The following is an 18884-nucleotide window of genomic DNA, read 5'->3' as shown; positions in this document are numbered from 1 at the left end:
CGGACCCAAAAGCTTCACAGGCTCTACGGGTGGACCGTCGTGTCTGTCGAAAGGGAGTGCGCTATCGCTCTGCCGCGAGATTGCATGCGTACGAAATCGACGACCTGCTGCCCCACCGTCTCAAGCTGGCGTTTGATCGCCGCATCGGTGCAATTGCCTTCGGCGTCGAACAGCGTGCTCGATGTGTTCAGCACTGCACCAAGCGGCGTAGGCCAACCTCGGAGCGAATGAGCAACCGTCCGAAGCGCCGCCAACGTTTGCCCGACTGCCTGCCACCCGGCAGCGCAAGCAATGCAGCCGACGGGAATTCCATCCAGATATGCGCGTGCATCCGCTCTCAGCTCTTCGGCGTAGTCGAGAGCATTCTTGATCAATCCGGATATCGAGCCGTGATAGGCAGGCGACGAGATGATAATGCCGTGGCATTCACGAAGCGCGGCGACGAGACGCGAAGCCTGACCTGACTGCTGCTGTCCGGGCATATACATCGGCAGAAGCAGTTCTGCTCCGGAGAGAAGAAGTGTCCTTGCGCCTTCATTCTCGGCTGCCTTGAGGCTGATCGCGAGCGCGCGTTCTGATGATGACCCGTGCCGCGGGGTTCCTCCTAACCCGAGAATGAGCGGCTTCTCCTGAATCATACCAAGCTCCAGTTGTTACGACACTACGACACTCGCCCGATCCAATCGGGCGCATCAGCCGATCTCGGCGCGCCGCAGTTGCGGGATTACCTCCTCGCCAAAGAGCGCGAGCGTCTCGCGGCGACGCGCCGTAATGCTCCGCCCCAGCATCGCGAGAAAATGGCCCGCGCCGCACTTGCGGCATTGATCGATGACTTGTTCGGCGACCTGCGCCGGCGTGCCGGCGATGTAGTCGTCGTCATGCAACGAAAATCCGGCCCCAGCCCTCGGTGCATCGAGCAACGAGGATGAGCGCGCGGCAACGCGCGGATCGCCAGCCACAACCTTCAGCGTCGCCGCCTTCGCGGCCTGGGATTCTTCGCGCGCCTGAGCCGCATCGCGTGAAATCGAGATATTGCGCCGGATTGCGAGCTGATCGGGCCCTGCCGGAATTCCCAATCGGGTAGCCTCCGCGCGATACACGTCAAAGATTTCCGATATGCGGGAGACGGATTCGAAGCCGGTGCAGATCTTGGACCGCCGTTGGGCGGATTTCTCCGCGGATCCGGTGCTTACAACAGTTGTCCATTTCGGCGGAGAAGGCTGCAGGAAGGCGTTCGGCATCAGGCTCAGGTTTTCCAGCTTCCAGTACTTGCCGCTGTGGCTGATGACCGGCCTCGCGAGGGCGGCATCGAGTATTTCCAGCGCCTCGTTGAAGCGCTCGCGCGCCTCCTCCATCCCCAGGCCGATCCGTGCGAGTTCCTGCGGCACGCCGGCTGCAAAGCCGATCTCGAGGCGCCCGTTCGTCAGGTGGTCGAGCATCGTCAGTTCTTCGACGATGCGCCACGGCTCGTAAAACGGCACGACCATTCCCATCGTCCCCAGGCGCAGCCGGGTGGTGTGACGGGAAATAGCTGCGATCAGGAGGTTGGGAGAGGGACTATAGGAGAGACCGAAGTGATGTTCGCTGAAGAATATTCCTTCGAACCCAAGCTTTTCGGCTTCGAGCCAAAACGCGTGACCTTCGTCGAACACGGCAGCCACCGTGCTGGGCAGGGCCTCCCCATCGCCCAGATTCGGGGCCTGCATGAATTCAAAGATCCATGGCTTGATCAAAGCGCCTCTCCCAATGCACGACTTGTTTCTTGATTGCCTTCTTGATTACACGGGGTTTTTAGATTTGAAAAATCGATTATATTGATCTGTAATATTTGAAGTATGGATATCAGCCGATGCGCTTCGAAGGCCTGGACCTCAATCTCCTGATCGCGCTGGATGCGATCCTCGAAGAACGCAGCGTTATGGCAGCCAGCCGGCGCCTTCATCTCAGCCAGCCGGCGATGAGCGCCGCCGTTGGCAGGTTGCGCCGATATTTCAACGACGAGATCTTCACGATTTCACAGCGGAAGTTGGTGCCGACGCCGCTGGCGCAGTCGCTGGAAAGACCGACGCGGGACATCCTGCTGCGCATCCGGGCAAATCTGATCTCGCCGCCGAAATTCGATCCGGCGAGTTCCGAGAGGCGCTTCCGGCTGGTCGTTTCCGATTATGCGAGCATCGTATTGATGCACGCCGTGATGAAGCGTGTTTATCGCGCGGCACCGCGGGTCTGCCTTGAAATTCTTCCCTTCGGTGATCGCGTCGACGACCAGCTTCAGCGCGGGGAGGTCGATTTCGTCGTGATCCCGGATACGAATCTCATCGATGGTCATCCTAGTCAGCATCTGTTTGCGGACGAATTCTGCTGCGTCGCCTGGAGCGGAAGCCGCCAGATCGGGCGCTCGATCTCGCTCGGCCGCTATCTTCAGCTCGGACATATAACGGCTCAGCTCGGGCCCATTCACGGGCTATCCTTCGATGAACGAGCGCTCGTCCAGTTGGGTTACAAACGCCGCATTGAGGTCATTGCCCCGAACTTCACCGCGATGGCAGCCATGGTGATCGGCACAGACCGCATTGCGACAATGCATCGCCGCCTCGCAGTGATCTTTGCGCGAAACTTTCCCCTGAAGCTGTTGCGTGCTCCGGTCCGCATTCCCGCCTTTCGAGAAGCCCTGCAATGGCCGGCGTCCTTTCACCTGGATCCCGCACTTGTGTGGTTGCGCGAGATAATCACCGACGTTGCGTCCGAAGTTGACCGGACGCCGGCCGCGCAGATGAAGGTTGGATAGGGCAGCGCTCAAGATCGAGAGAGTTGTTATAAAGTGATCGTCAAGGATGTGGCTGGGAATCCAGCAGTCACCTGTTACGTTTCGACTTTCGATGAACCCCGGGGTAGCTCATGTCATTGCTCGAACAGGACCTGGCCGAATTGGTTGCCTGGCGTCGTGAGCTGCACCGCAAGCCGGAATTGTCGGGGCAGGAGAAGGAGACCGCGCAAACCGTACAGGCGTTTCTCAGGGCCGCCGGGGCTGACAAGATCATTACGGGATTAGGCGGGCATGGCGTGGCCGGGATCTATGACGGGAGTGCGCCCGGCCCGACGATCATGCTTCGGGCCGAACTGGACGGACTGCCGATTCAAGAGACGTCCGCGATTCCGCATCGCTCCGAGGTGCCGGGAAAAGCGCATCTCTGTGGCCATGACGGTCATATGACGATCCTGGCGGCCGTGGCGCGCGATCTCTGCCGAGCGCGTCCGCGCTGCGGGCGGGCCGTGTTGCTGTTCCAACCCGCTGAAGAGGATGGATCGGGCGCGGCCGCTGTGCTTGCCGACAAGAAATTTCAGCAGGTCCAGCCCGATTTTGTATTCTCCTTGCACAATCTGCCGGGCCTTGCGCTGGGCGAAGTTGCCATCGCAGAGGGCCTGGTCAATTGCGCCTCGCGCGGCATGCAGATCGCATTGATCGGCCGAACGGCGCACGCGTCGAATCCGGAACTCGGCGTTTCGCCGCAAGGAGCCATGGTCCGGCTGCTGAGCGAAATCCCTGCGCTGGGACAGGGCGGCGAGCTCGCTAGCGAATTCTCGATGGTCACGGTGACCCACGCGCGGCTGGGCGAGCCGGCGTTTGGAATCTCGCCGGGGCATGCCGAGCTGTGGTTGACGCTGAGAACGCTGACGGATGCCAAGATGGAAAGCGTCCGCTTGCAGGTTGAGAATTTGGCCCGGCGCGTTGCAGAAGACGAGCGGCTGAAAGCGGAGATCGCCTATCGCGACGTATTCGCTCACTGCATGAACGCGCCGGAGGCCGTCATTCATCTGAAGAACGCGCTTGACGAAGGCATCGCGCACTCCGCGTGCGGGCTGCCGCTGCGCGGCTCTGAGGATTTCGGTCTGTTCAACCGTGATGCGAAGTCTGCGATGTTTTTCCTGGGCGCGGGTGTGGATCATGCCGGCCTGCATGCGCCGGACTATGATTTTCCGGACGAGTTGATCGATGTCGGCTCGCGTGTCTTCATCCGCGTGCTGCGCAATCTGTTGAGTTGAGACGGCGTGCAGGCAGCGAACGATGCTGGCCGTTCGACAGCAAACGTCCTGCCTTTGAAAGATGCTTGAAAGGCGATCGGTCGGTTCCGTGAATCGTTTCCTGATATCGCTGCACAACAATGCATCACGACTCTGGCCGATCGCTACATTCCACTTCGCGTGTAGCTTGCAAACTTAGAACGCTTAAAAACTTTAGTGAGGTTGTTTAGAACGATTTGAAAAACTACGGAGTGTTGCCTCATCGCCACTAACGCAATCCGTTATGTGCACGCTTCGTTACCTTAGATGGCTTCTACTCGCCGTTTCCACCTCAGAAGTTAGAACGAGCCGGGACCTGCTTGTGGGCTTTTGGGGTGGAAGTATGACGTATCAAGTCGCTGCCAGAAATGTTGTGCGCGCTGTTTCGCTGGGAGCGGTGAGCTATCTTGCGCTCTCTCTGGATTTTGCCGGCGGCCCGAACGCATTCGCGCAGAATTTGCCACCCGTCACAGTCGATGCTCCAAGCCAGCAACGCGCGCGGCCCGCCCCACGGCGGTCGCAAACCTCGACATCGCGCGTGCAACGGCGCGTCGCCGCGCCGGCGCCGCGTCGGGCGGAGCCGGTGCCGTATGTGACGCCTTCAACTGGCGCGCTCGGTGCTCCGCCGCCACCCTATGCGGGAGGACAGGTTGCCACCGGATCCCAGCTCGGATTCCTCGGCAATCGCGGCGTCATGAACACGCCGTTCAATCAGGTCAGCTACACCGCGCAGCTCATGCAGAACCAGCAGGCGCGCACCGTAGCCGACGTCCTGTTCAACGATCCCTCGGTCCGGTCCAAGACCCCCGCCGGCAACGGCGTCGACGGCCTCTATATCAGAGGCTTCTATTACGACAGCGGCGACTACGCCATGAACGGCCTCTACGGCATGGCGCCGGCCTATTCGACTTCGGCCAACTATCTGGATCGAGTCGAGGTTCTGAAGGGGCCGGGTGTCATGCTCGGTGGTATGCCGCCTGCCGGCGCGATCGGAGGCAGCATTAACCTCGTGACGAAGCGGGCTCCTGACTACGACATCACGCAGCTCACTGGCGTGTACATTTCCAAGTCCCAGTTCGGGGCATTTATCGACGTGGCGCGCCGCTACGGCGAGCACAAGGAATTCGGAATCCGTTTCAACGGTGGCGGGCGGGGCGGACAGACTGCGATTGACCGGCAGACCGATGAGCTCGCCAACGCCGTGTTGAACATGGACTATCGCGGCGAGCGTGCACGCGTCTCCGTCGACGTCGGTTATCAGACCGAAAATCTCAGCCCGCCGCTGCGGTTCTTGACGTTCACGACCAGTCCGCCGTTTGCATCCACAATTCCGGTACCGCCCGTACCGAGGCCCGGCACCAATTATATGCCGGACTGGGCGACCTGGAAGCCGAGAGATTCTTTCGCGATGGCGCGCGCTGAAGTCGATATGACTGACTGGCTCACCATGTATGCCGCGGGTGGCTATCACAGGAGCGAGAACAACTACCAGTATGTATCGCCGCGTATCACGAACGCCGGCGGGGTGGTGGGAAACTGGTCAAATCCTGCTCTGAAGGGGTTCGACATCTTTGACAATTATGCGAGCGAGATCGGCTTTCGCGCTTCTGGTCACACCGGACCCGTCCACCACCTCTTTACCGTCAACTACTCGACCTTCGATCGCGACTACCATTCGTTCGGTCGGTCCGGCGGGACCGTCAATTCGAACCTATACAATCCGCTCCCGGTTCCTTTGCCGAACTTCACTACCGTCGTCCAGAATCTGAAAACCCAGACGAATATGAGCAGCGTCGGCATCGCCGATACGATGTCGATATTCGGCGACAGGCTGCAGATCGTCGTCGGAGCCCGGCGGCAGGCGGTAGGTGCCGATAGCCAGAACTTGCTGACCACTCCGCCTACCACTTCGCATATGGACCTTCCAGTCTGGAGCCCGGGCTACGCGGTCATTGTGAAGCCCATCGAGAATATTTCGCTTTATGCGAACTACATCGAGGGTCTCAAACTGCCGGAAGTCGTCGCCGGTGGTACGACGTATTCGAACGTCGGAGAGATCCTTCCGCCTGGCCAGACCAAGCAAATGGAGGCCGGCGTCAAGGTCGATATGGGCCGCATCACCGTTACGGGCAGCTATTTCGATATCACCGCCCCGAACGCGACGGCAGTTCCCGTGCCCGGACGGCCGCTGCCCGCAAGGAGGCTTGTCGGCGAGCAGCGCAATCGCGGCGTCGAACTGTATGCCTTCGGTGAGGTGGCGCCCTGGTTCCGGGTCCTCGGTGGCGTAACGCTCATCGACGGCGAAGTGGTATCGCAAACCTACGCTTATCCAGGAGGATTTACTTTCAACTACAATGGCAAAACGCCGGTGGGCGTATCGACGGTCAATGTCAATATCGGCGCCGAATGGGATACTCCCTATGTGAACGGTCTCACTCTGACGGGCAGGGTCATCTACACCAGCGAGAGTTACGCTGACGATGCGAACTTGCTGGTGCTTCCGGCGTGGACGCGGGTCGACCTCGGCGCGCGCTATACCTTCCTGTCCCCCTGGAACGGTAAGCCGATCGTCATTCGTGCCGCTGTCGAGAACGTTTTCAACGAGGCGTACTGGAACTCCTATCGCACGGTCAGCAGTGCCGTATCGCTCGGCGCCCCGCGCACCTATCTCTTGTCGACGACGTTCAACTTCTGACCGCTCGCCGATCTCATGCCTGCAGTACTTGCCGCCGCGGATTTCGTCCGCGGCGGTTTTTCTTTGATCTGCATTGTCAGCACTTATCGAAATTGATGACAATGTGATGAAAACTCCGAGCGTCGCGTGCGTGCGATTCCGAGAATCGAAAATTGTTCCGATCCGAAAAACTAGAATTGCAACAAACTGCGCATCGTTTTGCAAATCAGTCACTTGTCATGCGCGCCAGCTCGCAAGCGCGGAGGTTGCATCGTGTCACGCTATCGCCACCTTGGAGCTATTAAAAACTTCGGCGTCGATATTGCTTTGACCCTCATTTGCTTCTGACTTAGTCAACACGCCATTGCTTTCGTTTTCTGAAGAGGGACCGAACCATGATGGTGTTCGACAGAGACGACGTCACCTTCACCGTCGTTATCAATCACGAAGAGCAATACTCCATCTGGCCGACGTTCAAGGATATTCCGAAGGGCTGGAAAGCAGTGGGCAAGACGGGCAGCAAGAAGGAATGCCTCGAACACATCGAGCAAGTGTGGACCGACATGCGTCCGCTGAGCTTGCGAAAATTCATGGACGAGACGGCGCCGCAGAAGTCGGCTTAAGCAACGGAGCCTTGTCGTCCGATGCGGCTTCTTTGTCTGCCTTACTCCGGCGGCAGCGCCATGCTCTATGCGCGGTGGCGCAGGCTTTTGCCGTCATGGATCGATGTCCGGCCGGTGGAGTGGCCAGGGCGCGGCGCACGCATGGACGAGCCGCTGGCGACCGACCCGCACGCGCTTGCATGGCAACTGGCTGCCGAACTTCACGCGCAGCTTGATCGTCCCTATGCACTGTTCGGGCATAGCCTCGGCGCGCTGATTGCGTTCGAACTCGCGCATTTCCTGCGTGATCGCGGCGCGCCCGCGCCGGCCATTCTCTTTGCCTCGGGCGCCGAGGCGCCGGCCGTTCGAGACGGCAGCAAATGGCGCCTGCCATTGAGCGACGAGGCGTTGCTGAAGGAGTTGCGCGATCTACAGGGCACGCCGGATGAGGCGTTGTCGAATGCGGAGCTGATGCGGTCGGCATTGCCGGTGCTCCGTGCGGATTTTCTGATGTGCGGCGTCTATGTCTATCGGCGGCGACATCCGTTGTCGTGTCCCGTGCACGTCTTCGGCGGGGCCGACGACGAGACCAGCCGTGAATCGCTACAGGCCTGGCGGCAGGAAACGTCGGCGGAGTTCACGCTCGACGTGCTGCCGGGCCATCACTTCTTCATTCACACGCAGCAAGCCGAACTGCTCGGCCTGATCGGATCGGCCCTGGCCCGACGGTCGGGGCGATCGATTGGTTCGCATCGGAGCGAGGATCATGAGCGTATTCTCCGTCCAGCCACTCATTGAAGGCAAAAGTCTTCCGTTGTTGCTGAAGGCCGACAAGGCCGGGCAGCCGCTTGGCGCGGCGCTTCCCAGGCTGCGCGACACCGTCGACCGGCATTTGACCGATTGCGGCGGCATCGTGTTTCGCGATTTCTCTCTCGATGGCCCTGACGCGTTCCGGGCGTTCGCGGCCGATTTCGGTCATCCGCTGCTCACGTACGAGTTCGGATCGACGCCGCGCTCGCAGGTCACCTCCGGCGTCTACACCTCCACGGAATACCCGCCGCACCAGCATATCCCGCTGCATAACGAGCAGGCCTACACGCGCGATTGGCCGATGAAGATATGGTTCTATTGCATGCAGCCGGCGCTGCAAGGCGGCGAGACGCCGGTCGCCGACAGCCGCGCCATCTATCGCGATATGCCGCCGGCGATTCGGGAGCGCTTCGCCGAGAAGGGCGTGATGTATGTGCGAAACTACGGCAACGGGCTCGATGTCGACTGGCAGCAGGTGTTCGGCACCGAGTCCAGATCAGAGGTCGAGGCCTATTGCGCCGGGCACGACATCGAATGCGAATGGAAGCAAGACGGCGAGCTTCGCACGCGCCAGATCTGTCAGGGGACGGCACGGCATCCGGTAACGGGAGAGTGGGTCTGGTTCAATCAGGCCCATTTGTTTCACGTCTCCAACCTCGAACCGGAGGTCCGCGAGAGCTTGCTCGACGTGGTCGGCGACGAGACCGAACTGCCGCGCAACGTCTTGTACGGCGACGGCTCGCCGATCGACGATGAAACGCTGTCTACCGTCCGCAACGTTCTCGAAACGCACAAGATCAGCTTTCCCTGGCAGGCCGGCGATGTGGCGATGCTCGACAACATGCTTACCGCGCATGCGCGCGCGCCGTTCAAGGGGCCCCGCAAGGTGATCGTCGCGATGGCGGAAGCGCATCGGCAGGGCTGATCGGCATTTTCGGGCAGAAAGAATAGTCGTCGCGCGCGGACTGGATTCGAAAAGATGCACAAGGACAACCTCGTCGAACGCCTACGGTGCCATGCCGCGTTACGCCCGGACGGAATCGCGTTGCGCTTCCTGGAGGGGGACGGCGTCGCCGAAGAGTTGACGTTTGCCGGTCTCGACGCCCGGATTCGATCCGTCGCAGCCCGGCTGCAGCAGTTGGGCGGCGCGGGCGAGCGCGCGGTGATCCTTCTGCCCAGCGGCCTCGACTATGCCGTGGCGTTCTATGCGTGCCTGTATTCGGGCGTGATCGCCGTCCCGGCCTATCCGCCGGAGGGCGGCGCCGAACGCTATGCAGGGCGTCTCAACGGCATTCTGCGCGACGCGACGCCTCGCTTCATCCTGACGGAGACCGCGCTGCTTGGTGCGGTGGAAGCGGCACTTCCCGAGCCGGCGAACGTAGAGGTCGTCGCGGTGGATGCGATACCGGCGGCGTTTGCAACGGAGTGGCGCGAGACCGGGCCGGAGGCGGACACGATTGCCTTCCTGCAGTACACGTCCGGATCGACTTCGCAGCCGAAGGGCGTTTGCGTCTCGCACGCTAACCTGACGGCCAACGAGAAGGCCATCGAGGCCGTGGCCCGAGGGACGCTCGACGACGTCTTCGTGAGTTGGCTGCCGCTCTATCACGACATGGGGCTGATCGGCGGGTTGTTGAATCCGCTGTTTACCGGCTTTACCGCCGTCCTGATGTCGCCGCGCAATTTTCTCGAGCGGCCTCGCCGCTGGCTTGAGGCGATCGATCATCACGGTGGCACGATCAGCGGTGGACCTGATTTCGCCTTCGCGCTGTGTGCTGACCGCATTTCCAATGAGACGATCGACCGGCTCGACCTCAGCCGCTGGCGATTCGCATTCTCCGGCTCGGAATTCGTGCGCCACACGACGCTGCGCAGGTTCGGCGAAAGGTTCAAGCGGGCCGGGTTCAAGCGATGCGCGTTGACTGCCTGCTATGGTCTGGCCGAGGCGACGCTGCTGGTGACGGCCGGCGAGTTCACCACCGAGACCGTCAGCCATACCCTCGATACGGCAGCGCTTGCGGCAGGCCGCGTCGCAGCCGCCGACCAAGGCACCGATCTCGTGGCGTGCGGCCGGACGGTCGCCAATCATGTCACGCGCATCATGCGCATCGATGGGTCGGCTGCGGCACCGGCCGACGCAGTCGGCGAGATCTGGGTCGCCGGTCCGAGTGTCGCGCAAGGATACTGGAACAATCCTGAGGCGACGCAAAAAGCATTCGTCGAGCGCGATGGCGCGCGCTGGCTGCGTACCGGAGATATCGGATTCATTCAGGACGGCACGCTGATCGTGACGGGCCGGCTCAAGGACCTGCTGATCGTTCGCGGGCAGAATGTCTATCCGACTGATGTCGAGCAGGCGGTCGAAGCCGAGGTCGAATCCGTCCGCAGCGGACGGGTTGCCGCGTTCGCGGTCGAGATCGATGGACGGGAAAGCATCGGCGTCGCGGCAGAATTCAGCCGTGCCGTACTCAAGCGCAGCGATCCCGAAGCGCTTGCGCAGGGAATCGGCGAGGCGGTGCTGCGGCAGGCGCAGGAATATCCGGCCGTGATCGTCCTGTTGAATCCGCAAGCGATGCCGCTGACGACGAGCGGAAAACTGCAGCGCTCCGCCTGCGCCGCCGGCTGGGCCAGCAACACGCTCGACAGTTTTATGGTCTTTGAGCGAGGGCGGCGCCGCGATGGCGCCGTATTGACGGCGCCCGCGACCGATACCGAGCGCGCGCTGGCGTCGATCTGGTGCGAGGCGCTTGGCGTCCAGGCGGTGCATCGCGAGGATGATTTCTTCGTGCTGGGCGGAAACTCGATCGCGGCCGGCCAGATTGCTGCCGCGCTGCGCGAACGCTTCGGCGTCGAGCTGGAATTGCGCAGTTTTTTCGACGCGCCGAAGCTTGCCTCATTCGCTGATTATATCGACGTGCTGTTGCGCGAGGGCGCGGAGAGGACGCTTCCCCCGATCCAGCGGGCAGCGCCGGCCGACCGCGCGACCTTGTCCCATGCGCAGGAGCGGCTGTGGTTTCTCTGGAATCTGGATCCCGGCGGAACGGCGTATACGGTCGCGAGCACGATCCGGCTGAAGGGAAAGCTCGACCATATCGCCTTGTCGCAGGCGATTGCGGAAATCGTTCGGCGTCATGAGGTGCTGCGCACCACGTTCGCCGCAACGGATGGCCGCGCAAGGCAGATCGTTCACGACGCCCTCGGCGTCGATATCAGGCTCCAGGATCTCCGTGGAAGTCCCGACGAGGATGCCACGGAGATCAGACGGTCCGAGCTCGGAAAACCGTTCGATCTTGTCAATGGGCCGCTATTGCGGGCGGTACTGCTTCAGATCGCAGATGATGCGCACGAATTGCTGCTGCTTGCCCATCACATCGTCGTCGACGGATGGTCGCTCGACGTGATGCTCGAAGAGCTGGCGGGACTCTACCGCAACGTTACTGGGCAGGATGCCGGCCGGCCGCCGGTGCCGATGATGCAGTATGCGGATTTCGCCGTCTGGCAGCGAAACTGGCTTGCAGGTGGCGAAGGAGATCGGCAGCTCGCCTATTGGCGCGCAAAGCTGGGCGACGCGCACCCGGTGCTGGCTCTGGCCCATGACCGGCCGCGTATGGCGACGCAAAGTCACGCTGGCGACACGGTCGGCCTTGCCATCGACGGCGCGCTGGCCGCCCGGCTGCGGGAGATCGCCGCAAAACATCGCGTGAGCGTTTTCATGCTGCTGCTCGGTGCATATCAGGCGCTGTTGCATCGCTATACGGGGCAGAGCGATTTGCGCGTCGGCGTGCCGGTCGCGGGACGTCGTCACGCGCAGCTCGAGCGACTGATTGGCTGCTTCGTCAACACGCTGGTGCTGCGGGCCGAGATTGCCGATGGCGCGACCTTCCCGGGCCTGCTGCAGCAGGTCAAGGACGCGGTGATCGACGCGCTGTCGCATCAGGATTTGCCCTTCGAAATGCTTGTCGACGGGCTGCGCCCTGAACGAAGCGGTGCGCACAATCCGCTGTTCCAGGCCAAGTTCAATTACATGACGGCGCCGCGCGGGTTCGACGGCGTCGAAGGGCTTACCGCCGAAATCGACATCATGGACCTCGCGGGATCGCATTTCGATCTCGCGCTCGACATCGTCGATGGCGCCGGCGGCATGAAGGCAACATTCAACTACGCCACCGATCTGTTCGATTCCCCGACCATCGCGCGGCTGGCGGCGCAGTTCGGTTCATTGCTGCGGCAGATCGCGGAAAATGCGGAACAACGGATTTCGGACTTCGTCATCGACGATGCGAACCGGCAGGTCGTGCCGAGCCAGGCCGCCACGTTCGGATTTACCGATGTGGTCAGTCTTCATCGCGCGTCGACGGCGAACCGCCAGGCCGAGGTCGCCATCCGGTGCGGCAGCGAGACGCTGACATTCGCCGAGCTGGAGCGAAAGTCAAACCGCATCGCTCACATGCTCGCCAGCAAAGGCGTGACGTGCGAGGTGCCGGTTGCGCTGTGGATCGAGCGTTCGCCGGCTTTCGTCGTCGCGCTGCTTGGCGTGCTGAAAGCGGGCGGCGCCTATGTGCCGCTCGATCCGAAATGGCCGCTGGAGCGCATCAGGCGCATCCTGCAAGACGGCGGCATCGAAATCGTGCTGGCGGCCGGCGAGAAGCTGGCCGAAGCGCGTGCACTCGATCGCACTGTGCTCGATGCGGAAGCTGAAGCTGCGCGCGAGGACACATCGAGCGCGCCATCAGACAATCTGATCCATCCGGCGCAGACCGCCTACGTCATCTATACCTCCGGATCGACCGGAACGCCGAAGGGCGTTGCCGTCTCGCACGGTGCGTTGGCCAACTATGTGCAGGCCCTGCTGCAGCGCCTGCAGCCGCAGCCTTTGGCGAGCATCGCGATGGTCTCGACCGTGGCGGCGGATCTCGGCCACACCGTCCTGTTCGGCGCGCTCGCCTCCGGCGCGACACTGCATCTGCTGCCGCCGGAAACGGTGTTCGACGCGGATGCGCTCGCAAACGCCATGCGCGACGGCGAGATCGGCATTCTCAAGATCGTGCCCAGCCATTTGCGCGGGCTGTTAAACGCGTCGCGCTCGGCCGATCTCCTGCCGCGCGAGGCGCTCATCCTCGGCGGAGAAGCCTGCGACGCCGCGCTGTTGAACGAGATCCGGCAGTTGCGGCCGCAGTGCCGAATTCTAAATCACTACGGCCCGACGGAAACGACAGTCGGCGCGGTCACGCAAGAATGTGAGCCTGAAGGCGAGACGGGTTTGGTTCCCATTGGCTTGCCGCTAGCCAATCTGCATGCTCACGTTCTGGATGATGCGCTGAACGAGGTTCCGATCGGCGTAGCCGGCGAACTCTACATTGGCGGCGCCGGCGTCGCGCGCGGCTATCGTGGCAAGGCCGGCTTGACCGCCGAGCGCTTCATTCCGGATCCGTTTGGGCCGGCCGGTGAGCGGCTGTACCGAACCGGCGATCGCGTTCGCTGCGATCGGGCCGGCCGGCTGATATTCCTCGGCCGTGGCGATGATCAGATCAAGCTACGCGGTTATCGCATCGAGCTTGGCGAAGTCGGGCGCGCCATCAAGGCGCTGCAGGGGATCGATGACGCGGTGGTTACTGCGCGCGCCATCGGAGACAGCGCCGAACGCCAGGAGCTCGTTGCTTACTGCGTGCCTGTGATGGGCGCCACGCCGACGCCAAATGTAATCAAACAGCAATTGGCCGCGGTGGTGCCGGAATACATGGTGCCGTCGCACATTATTATTCTGCAGCGGCTGCCGCTGACAGCAAACGGCAAGGTCGACCGCAAGGCGCTGCCGGATCCGGCTGGGGATGTGGTCGCTGCGAACTATTCCGAGCCGCTGGGAGACACCGAGGAACAGATTGCGGCGGTGTGGCGTGAGGTGCTCGGCCGCGAACGCATCGGCCGCAACGACAATTTCTTCGAGCTTGGCGGCGATTCCATTCTCAGCCTGCAGATCATCGCACGCCTGCGTAAGCGCGGCATCCGCCTGACGCCGAAGCAGGTCTTCGGCCAGCAAACCGTGGCGGGGTTGGCAACCGTCGCTGCCGTCGCGACGGCACCTTTAGCAGGGAAGGAGAGTTCGACCGCAAAGGTATCGACCGCTGCGGCAACCAGCATGCGTCATTTGCTGCCAATTCAGGCACGCTTTTTCAGCGAAGACATCGCCAACCGGAATCACTGGAACCAGGCGGTGTTGCTGGTCCCGCAAACGCGGATGGATTGGGAGACGCTGCGGCGGGCGCTGACGACGATCGTCGATCATCACGATGCGTTGTGTCTGCAGTTCGCGCAGGTGGACGGCGCATGGCATGCGACGCAGGGCACGCCGCCATCGCCGTCGGAGTTGCTGTGGATCCATACCGATGTCGGAGATGCGACCCAGGTCACCGCGATTGCATCGGCCGCACAGGAAAGCCTGTCGCTGTCTTCGGGCTCCTTGCTGCATGCCGCGGCGATGGATCTTGCGGACGGCAGCCAGCGGCTGCTGATCGTGATCCATCATCTGGTTGTCGACGGCGTGTCCTGGCGGGTCCTGCTGGAAGACCTGGCCTCGGCTTACGACCAGTTGAAGAGAGACGCCGTGGTGACGCTGCCGCCGAAGAGCGAGGCTTATGCGTCCTGGGGCGAGCGGCTCCATTCCTATGCGGCGATCCGGGAGCTTGCTGACGAACTGCCGTTCTGGCTCGATGGTGCGGCGGGCCCAAGCCTGCCGTGCGACGATGATCATGGCGGCGTCGATCGTGTCGGTGACGGCGAAGAGGTGTCGCTGGTGTTCGATGCCGAAGTGACGTCGAGGCTGCTGCAGGAGGCGCCGTCGGCCTATCGGACGCAGGTCAACGATCTGATGCTGGCGAGCCTCTTGCGCGCCATATCGCGCTGGAGTCAGCGCGACGATGTGACGGTCGAGCTCGAAGGCCATGGCCGCGAGGACATCTTTTCGGGAGTGGATATTTCCCGCACGGTGGGGTGGTTCACGACGGCGTTCCCGGTGCGGCTGCAGGGCGGGTCAGACGACGACGCGTCCCTGATCAAGACCGTCAAGGAAAAACTTCGCGCGATTCCGAACCGCGGGCTTGGTTATGGCGTGTTACGCTATCTCGGCTCCGAGGATCAGCGCCGCGCGCTGGCGCAACTGCCGGAACCGCAACTCGTCTTCAACTATCTCGGCCGCTTCGACGGCAGCGTAGGGGCTTCCTCGCTGTTCGGATTCGCGCCCGAAAGCGCGGGTGGGTCTCGCAGCGCCACCGCGCCCTTGCGGGGATGGCTGAACATCACCGGTCTGGTGCGTGAGGGACGTCTGCATCTGTCCTTCGGATATGGACGCAAGCGCTATCGGTGGGAGACGGTCGCGCGGCTGGCGAAGCTTTACGAAACCGCCCTGCGCGAACTGGTGGCGCATTGCTGCAGCGGCGCATCTGGTCTCACGCCTTCGGATGTCGCGTTGTCCGGGCTCGAACAGGCCGATCTCGATCGGTTGGCGGCGACCCTGGGTCTCCGCAGCATCGAGGACCTCTATCCGCTTTCGCCGATGCAGCAGGGCATGCTGTTCCACGCGCTCAGGGATGGCGACAATGATGCGTATGTGAACCAGGTCGGGCTCGAGCTGTTCGGTTTTGAGGCCGTCAAGCTTCGAGCCGCGTGGCAGGCGGTGAGTGACCGGCACGCCGCTTTGCGGACCGGCTTTGTCTGGCAGCACCTCTCAGGCGCGGCTCAGCAGGTGGTGCACCGTCATGTGACGGTGCCGTTCGTCGAAGAGGATTGGCGCAGTCGCACGGCAGTGCTGGAACGCAATGGCGGCCGCGCTGAACTGGATGCGGCGCTGGCGGACGCATCGCGTCGGGAGCGCGAGAGTGGCTTTGACGTCTCTCAGCCGCCGTTGCAGCGGGTGCGGTTGATCCGGCTCGACGACAAGCGCCACTGGCTGATCTGGACCCATCACCACATCTTTGTCGACGGCTGGAGCTCGGCGCGGCTGGTGGCGGAGGTGCTGCAGCATGTGAGCGGCGGCACGCTGCCGTCCGTGCAGGGAAGCTATCGCGATTACATCGCATGGCTGCAAAGTCGCGATCACGCAGGCGCCAAGAAATTCTGGCGCGACGCTTTGGCAGGGCTCGAAGCGCCGACCCTGCTGGTGAATACGCCGGCTACGAACAACAAGCCATCGGAGGCAGAAGGACACGGCAGCGTTGCACTCGCTTTGAATGCGGAGTTGACCGAACGCCTGAAGGCATTTGCGAAGCGCGAGCGCGTGACGCTCAACACGCTCATTCAGGCTGCATGGGCGCAGTTGTTGCGGCGGCATTCGGGGCAGGCCGCCGTCTGCTTCGGGGTGACTGTATCGGGTCGTCCGGCAGACCTGCCGGGCTCCGAGGAGATGGTGGGCCTCTTCATCAATACGTTACCGATTGTCGACGCGCCGAGCCCGCAAGCGCGAGCCGGCGATTGGCTGCGTCAGTTGCAGGAGCAGAACCTGGCCTTGCGCGAGCATGGCTGGACGCCGCTTTACGAAATCCAGCGCCTCGCCGGCCAGGCCGGGCAGACGCTGTTCGACAGCATTCTCGTGTTCGAAAACTATCCGATCGATCAGGCGCTGCGGCGAACCGGGGAGAGCGGCCCGCGCCTCGGACGGGTGCAACATGTGACGCCGACAAACTATGCGCTGGCGGTTGCCGTGTTCGCCGGGAGCGAACGGCTCGATCTCGAGTTCAACTACGACCGCGCCCGGTTCGACGCGGCGGCGATCCGGCGCCTTCGGGACATCCTGCACGGATTGCTGGAACGGATCGCGGCCAATGCGGAGCGGCCGATCGGCGATCTCGGATTATCCGCCGGTGACGAGGCCCGGCGAATTCTGGAATGGAGCGGTGCCGGCCGTTTGGCGAGAGGTGCTTCCTATGTCGGCGTCGTCGCGCATATCGAGGCGCAAGCGGCGCGGGCGCCTTCTGCCCTTGCGATTGTGTGGGGCGATAAGCGCCTGAGCTATGGAGAGCTGAACGCCCGGGCCAATCAGTTTGCGCGGCGGCTTCGCCACTTCGACGTCGGCCCAGATCGCCTGATCGGCGTCGCCTTGGCGCGCAGCCCGGAAATGATGGTCGCGCTGCTGGCCGTTCTGAAAGCTGGCGGCGCCTACCTTCCGCTCGATCCGGATTATCCGGCCGAACGGCTCGCCTACATGCTGCGCGACAGTGCGGCGACACTGGTGTTGACGCAAAGCGCGCTGCTCGAGCCGCTTGCGCCGGTGCTGCGCGAGACCGGGGTCGAGGCCTGGTGCATCGACGAGCCGCAACGCCCCGTCGGCGACGATACGGCCAATCTGAACGTCGAGATCCATCCGGATAGCCTGGCGTATGTAATCTACACGTCGGGTTCGACCGGGACACCGAAGGGCGTGGCTGTAACGCATGGGCCGCTTGCCATGCATTGCGAAGCGATCGGCCGGTTGTACCGCATGACTTCGCGCGACCGGGAATTCCAATCGGCCTCGATCAATTTCGACATCGCCCACGAGCGCTGGCTGGTGCCGCTGATGACGGGCGGGTCGCTCGTGCTGCCATCCAGGCCGGGTCTGTTGATCGACGACCTCGTCGATGAGATCGAGAGAAACTCGGTCTCGACGATCTTTCTGCCGCCGGCCTATGCGGACCAATTGAGCGCAGCGTTGCGGCAGAGTGGACGCCGGCTTGCGATCAGAGCCTGCATTGTCGGCGGCGAAGCCTGGTCGGATACCGGAATCAAGGCGCTCCGTCAGGTTGCCGACGTAGACCTTCTGGTCAACGCCTACGGTCCGACCGAAACGGTGATCGCGCCGACGGCGTGGCTCGTCGACGACGCCGCGCTGACGCCGGGTCAGCCGGCGCCGGTCGGACGGCCCGTCGGCATCAGGTCCGCCTATATCCTCGACGCCGATCTCAACATCGCACCCGTTGGTGTCACCGGCGAGCTGTTCATCGGCGGTATTGGGCTGGCGCGAGGCTATCTGAACCGCCGCGCGCTGACGGCGGAACGGTTTATCCCGGATCCGTTCGGCAGTAGCGGCGCGCGTCTCTACCGGACCGGCGATCTTGCGCGGTGGCGGGGGGACGGCGTGATCGAATATGTCGGCCGCGCGGACCAGCAAGTGAAGATCCGCGGCTTCCGCATCGAACTCGGAGAGATCGAGGCGCGCCTGCTCGAGCAGCGCGGCGTGCGCGCCGCCGCCGTGGTGACGCGCGAGAGCAGGACCGGGCGTCAGTTGATCGCCTATGCGAGCGGCGAGCCGATGCTCGACGGCCGCGCCTTGCGCGATGCGCTGTCGGCCAATCTGCCTGATTATATGGTGCCATCGACGATCGTTCTGCTCGAGCAATTGCCGCTGACCCTCAATGGCAAGATCGACCGTCGCGCATTGCCGTCGCCGGATGAGGATGGCCAGGCACACCGCGGTTATGAAGCGCCCGAGGACGAAATCGAGATCGCGCTGGCGAAGATCTGGGCCGAACTGCTCGGTGTCGAGCAGATCGGACGTAACGATCACTTCTTCGAGCTCGGAGGGCACTCATTGCTGGCGGTGCGGGTGCTCAGCCGGGTGTCGCAGGAGATCGGCGTGTCGATCCCGGTTTCAGATCTGTTCGTTCACCCCGACCTCGCGTCGTTCGCGCGGGTCGTGTCGATCAGGCTGATCGAGCAGGAGTTCGATGCAGACGAACTCCAGGATCTGATCGCGGCGGGGCAGTGAA

9 protein-coding genes are annotated in these 18884 nt (G+C 62.6%); 7 read left to right on the top strand and 2 right to left on the bottom strand.

Annotated features, from left to right (window positions below; translation table 11 throughout):
* Positions 1–23: 23 nt before the first annotated feature.
* Positions 24–638, bottom strand: coding sequence for an NADPH-dependent FMN reductase (locus LMTR13_RS30800; protein WP_065731050.1), 615 nt, complete (start codon positions 636–638; stop codon positions 24–26).
* Positions 639–692: 54 nt separating this feature from the next.
* Positions 693–1706 (bottom strand): LLM class flavin-dependent oxidoreductase, encoded by a 1014-nt coding sequence (locus tag LMTR13_RS30795; RefSeq protein WP_156795865.1) that lies wholly within the window; start codon positions 1704–1706, stop codon positions 693–695.
* 143 nt (positions 1707–1849) lie between these two features.
* Here LMTR13_RS30795 and LMTR13_RS30790 point away from each other — a divergent pair, with 143 nt between their 5' ends.
* The 7 genes from LMTR13_RS30790 (at position 1850) to LMTR13_RS30760 (ending at position 18883) form a co-directional block, all read left to right on the top strand.
* Complete coding sequence (locus LMTR13_RS30790) at positions 1850–2788, top strand: LysR family transcriptional regulator (RefSeq protein WP_065733103.1); 939 nt, start codon at positions 1850–1852, stop codon at positions 2786–2788.
* A 110-nt stretch (positions 2789–2898) separates the two neighbouring features.
* Positions 2899–4044, top strand: a complete 1146-nt coding sequence (locus LMTR13_RS30785; protein ID WP_065731048.1) for an amidohydrolase — start codon at positions 2899–2901, stop codon at positions 4042–4044.
* 361 nt (positions 4045–4405) lie between these two features.
* Complete coding sequence (locus LMTR13_RS30780; protein WP_065731047.1) at positions 4406–6757, top strand: TonB-dependent receptor; 2352 nt, start codon at positions 4406–4408, stop codon at positions 6755–6757.
* Between the two features lie 374 nt (positions 6758–7131).
* On the top strand, positions 7132–7359 hold the full coding sequence (locus LMTR13_RS30775) for an MbtH family protein (protein WP_065731046.1): 228 nt from the start codon (positions 7132–7134) through the stop codon (positions 7357–7359).
* A 21-nt stretch (positions 7360–7380) separates the two neighbouring features.
* Positions 7381–8136, top strand: coding sequence for a thioesterase II family protein (locus LMTR13_RS30770; protein ID WP_083219291.1), 756 nt, complete (start codon positions 7381–7383; stop codon positions 8134–8136).
* Entirely contained in the window at positions 8105–9073 is a 969-nt protein-coding gene (locus tag LMTR13_RS30765; protein WP_065731044.1) for a TauD/TfdA family dioxygenase, read from the top strand. Before LMTR13_RS30770 ends, LMTR13_RS30765 begins: the two co-directional genes overlap by 32 nt.
* A 54-nt stretch (positions 9074–9127) precedes the next feature.
* On the top strand, positions 9128–18883 hold the full coding sequence (locus LMTR13_RS30760) for a non-ribosomal peptide synthetase (RefSeq protein WP_065731043.1): 9756 nt from the start codon (positions 9128–9130) through the stop codon (positions 18881–18883).
* Position 18884 lies beyond the last annotated feature (1 nt).

Source organism: Bradyrhizobium icense (assembly GCF_001693385.1).
Taxonomy (GTDB): domain Bacteria; phylum Pseudomonadota; class Alphaproteobacteria; order Rhizobiales; family Xanthobacteraceae; genus Bradyrhizobium; species Bradyrhizobium icense.
Note: the sequence above shows the minus strand (reverse complement) of the source record. Positions and strands in the feature narration are given on the sequence as shown.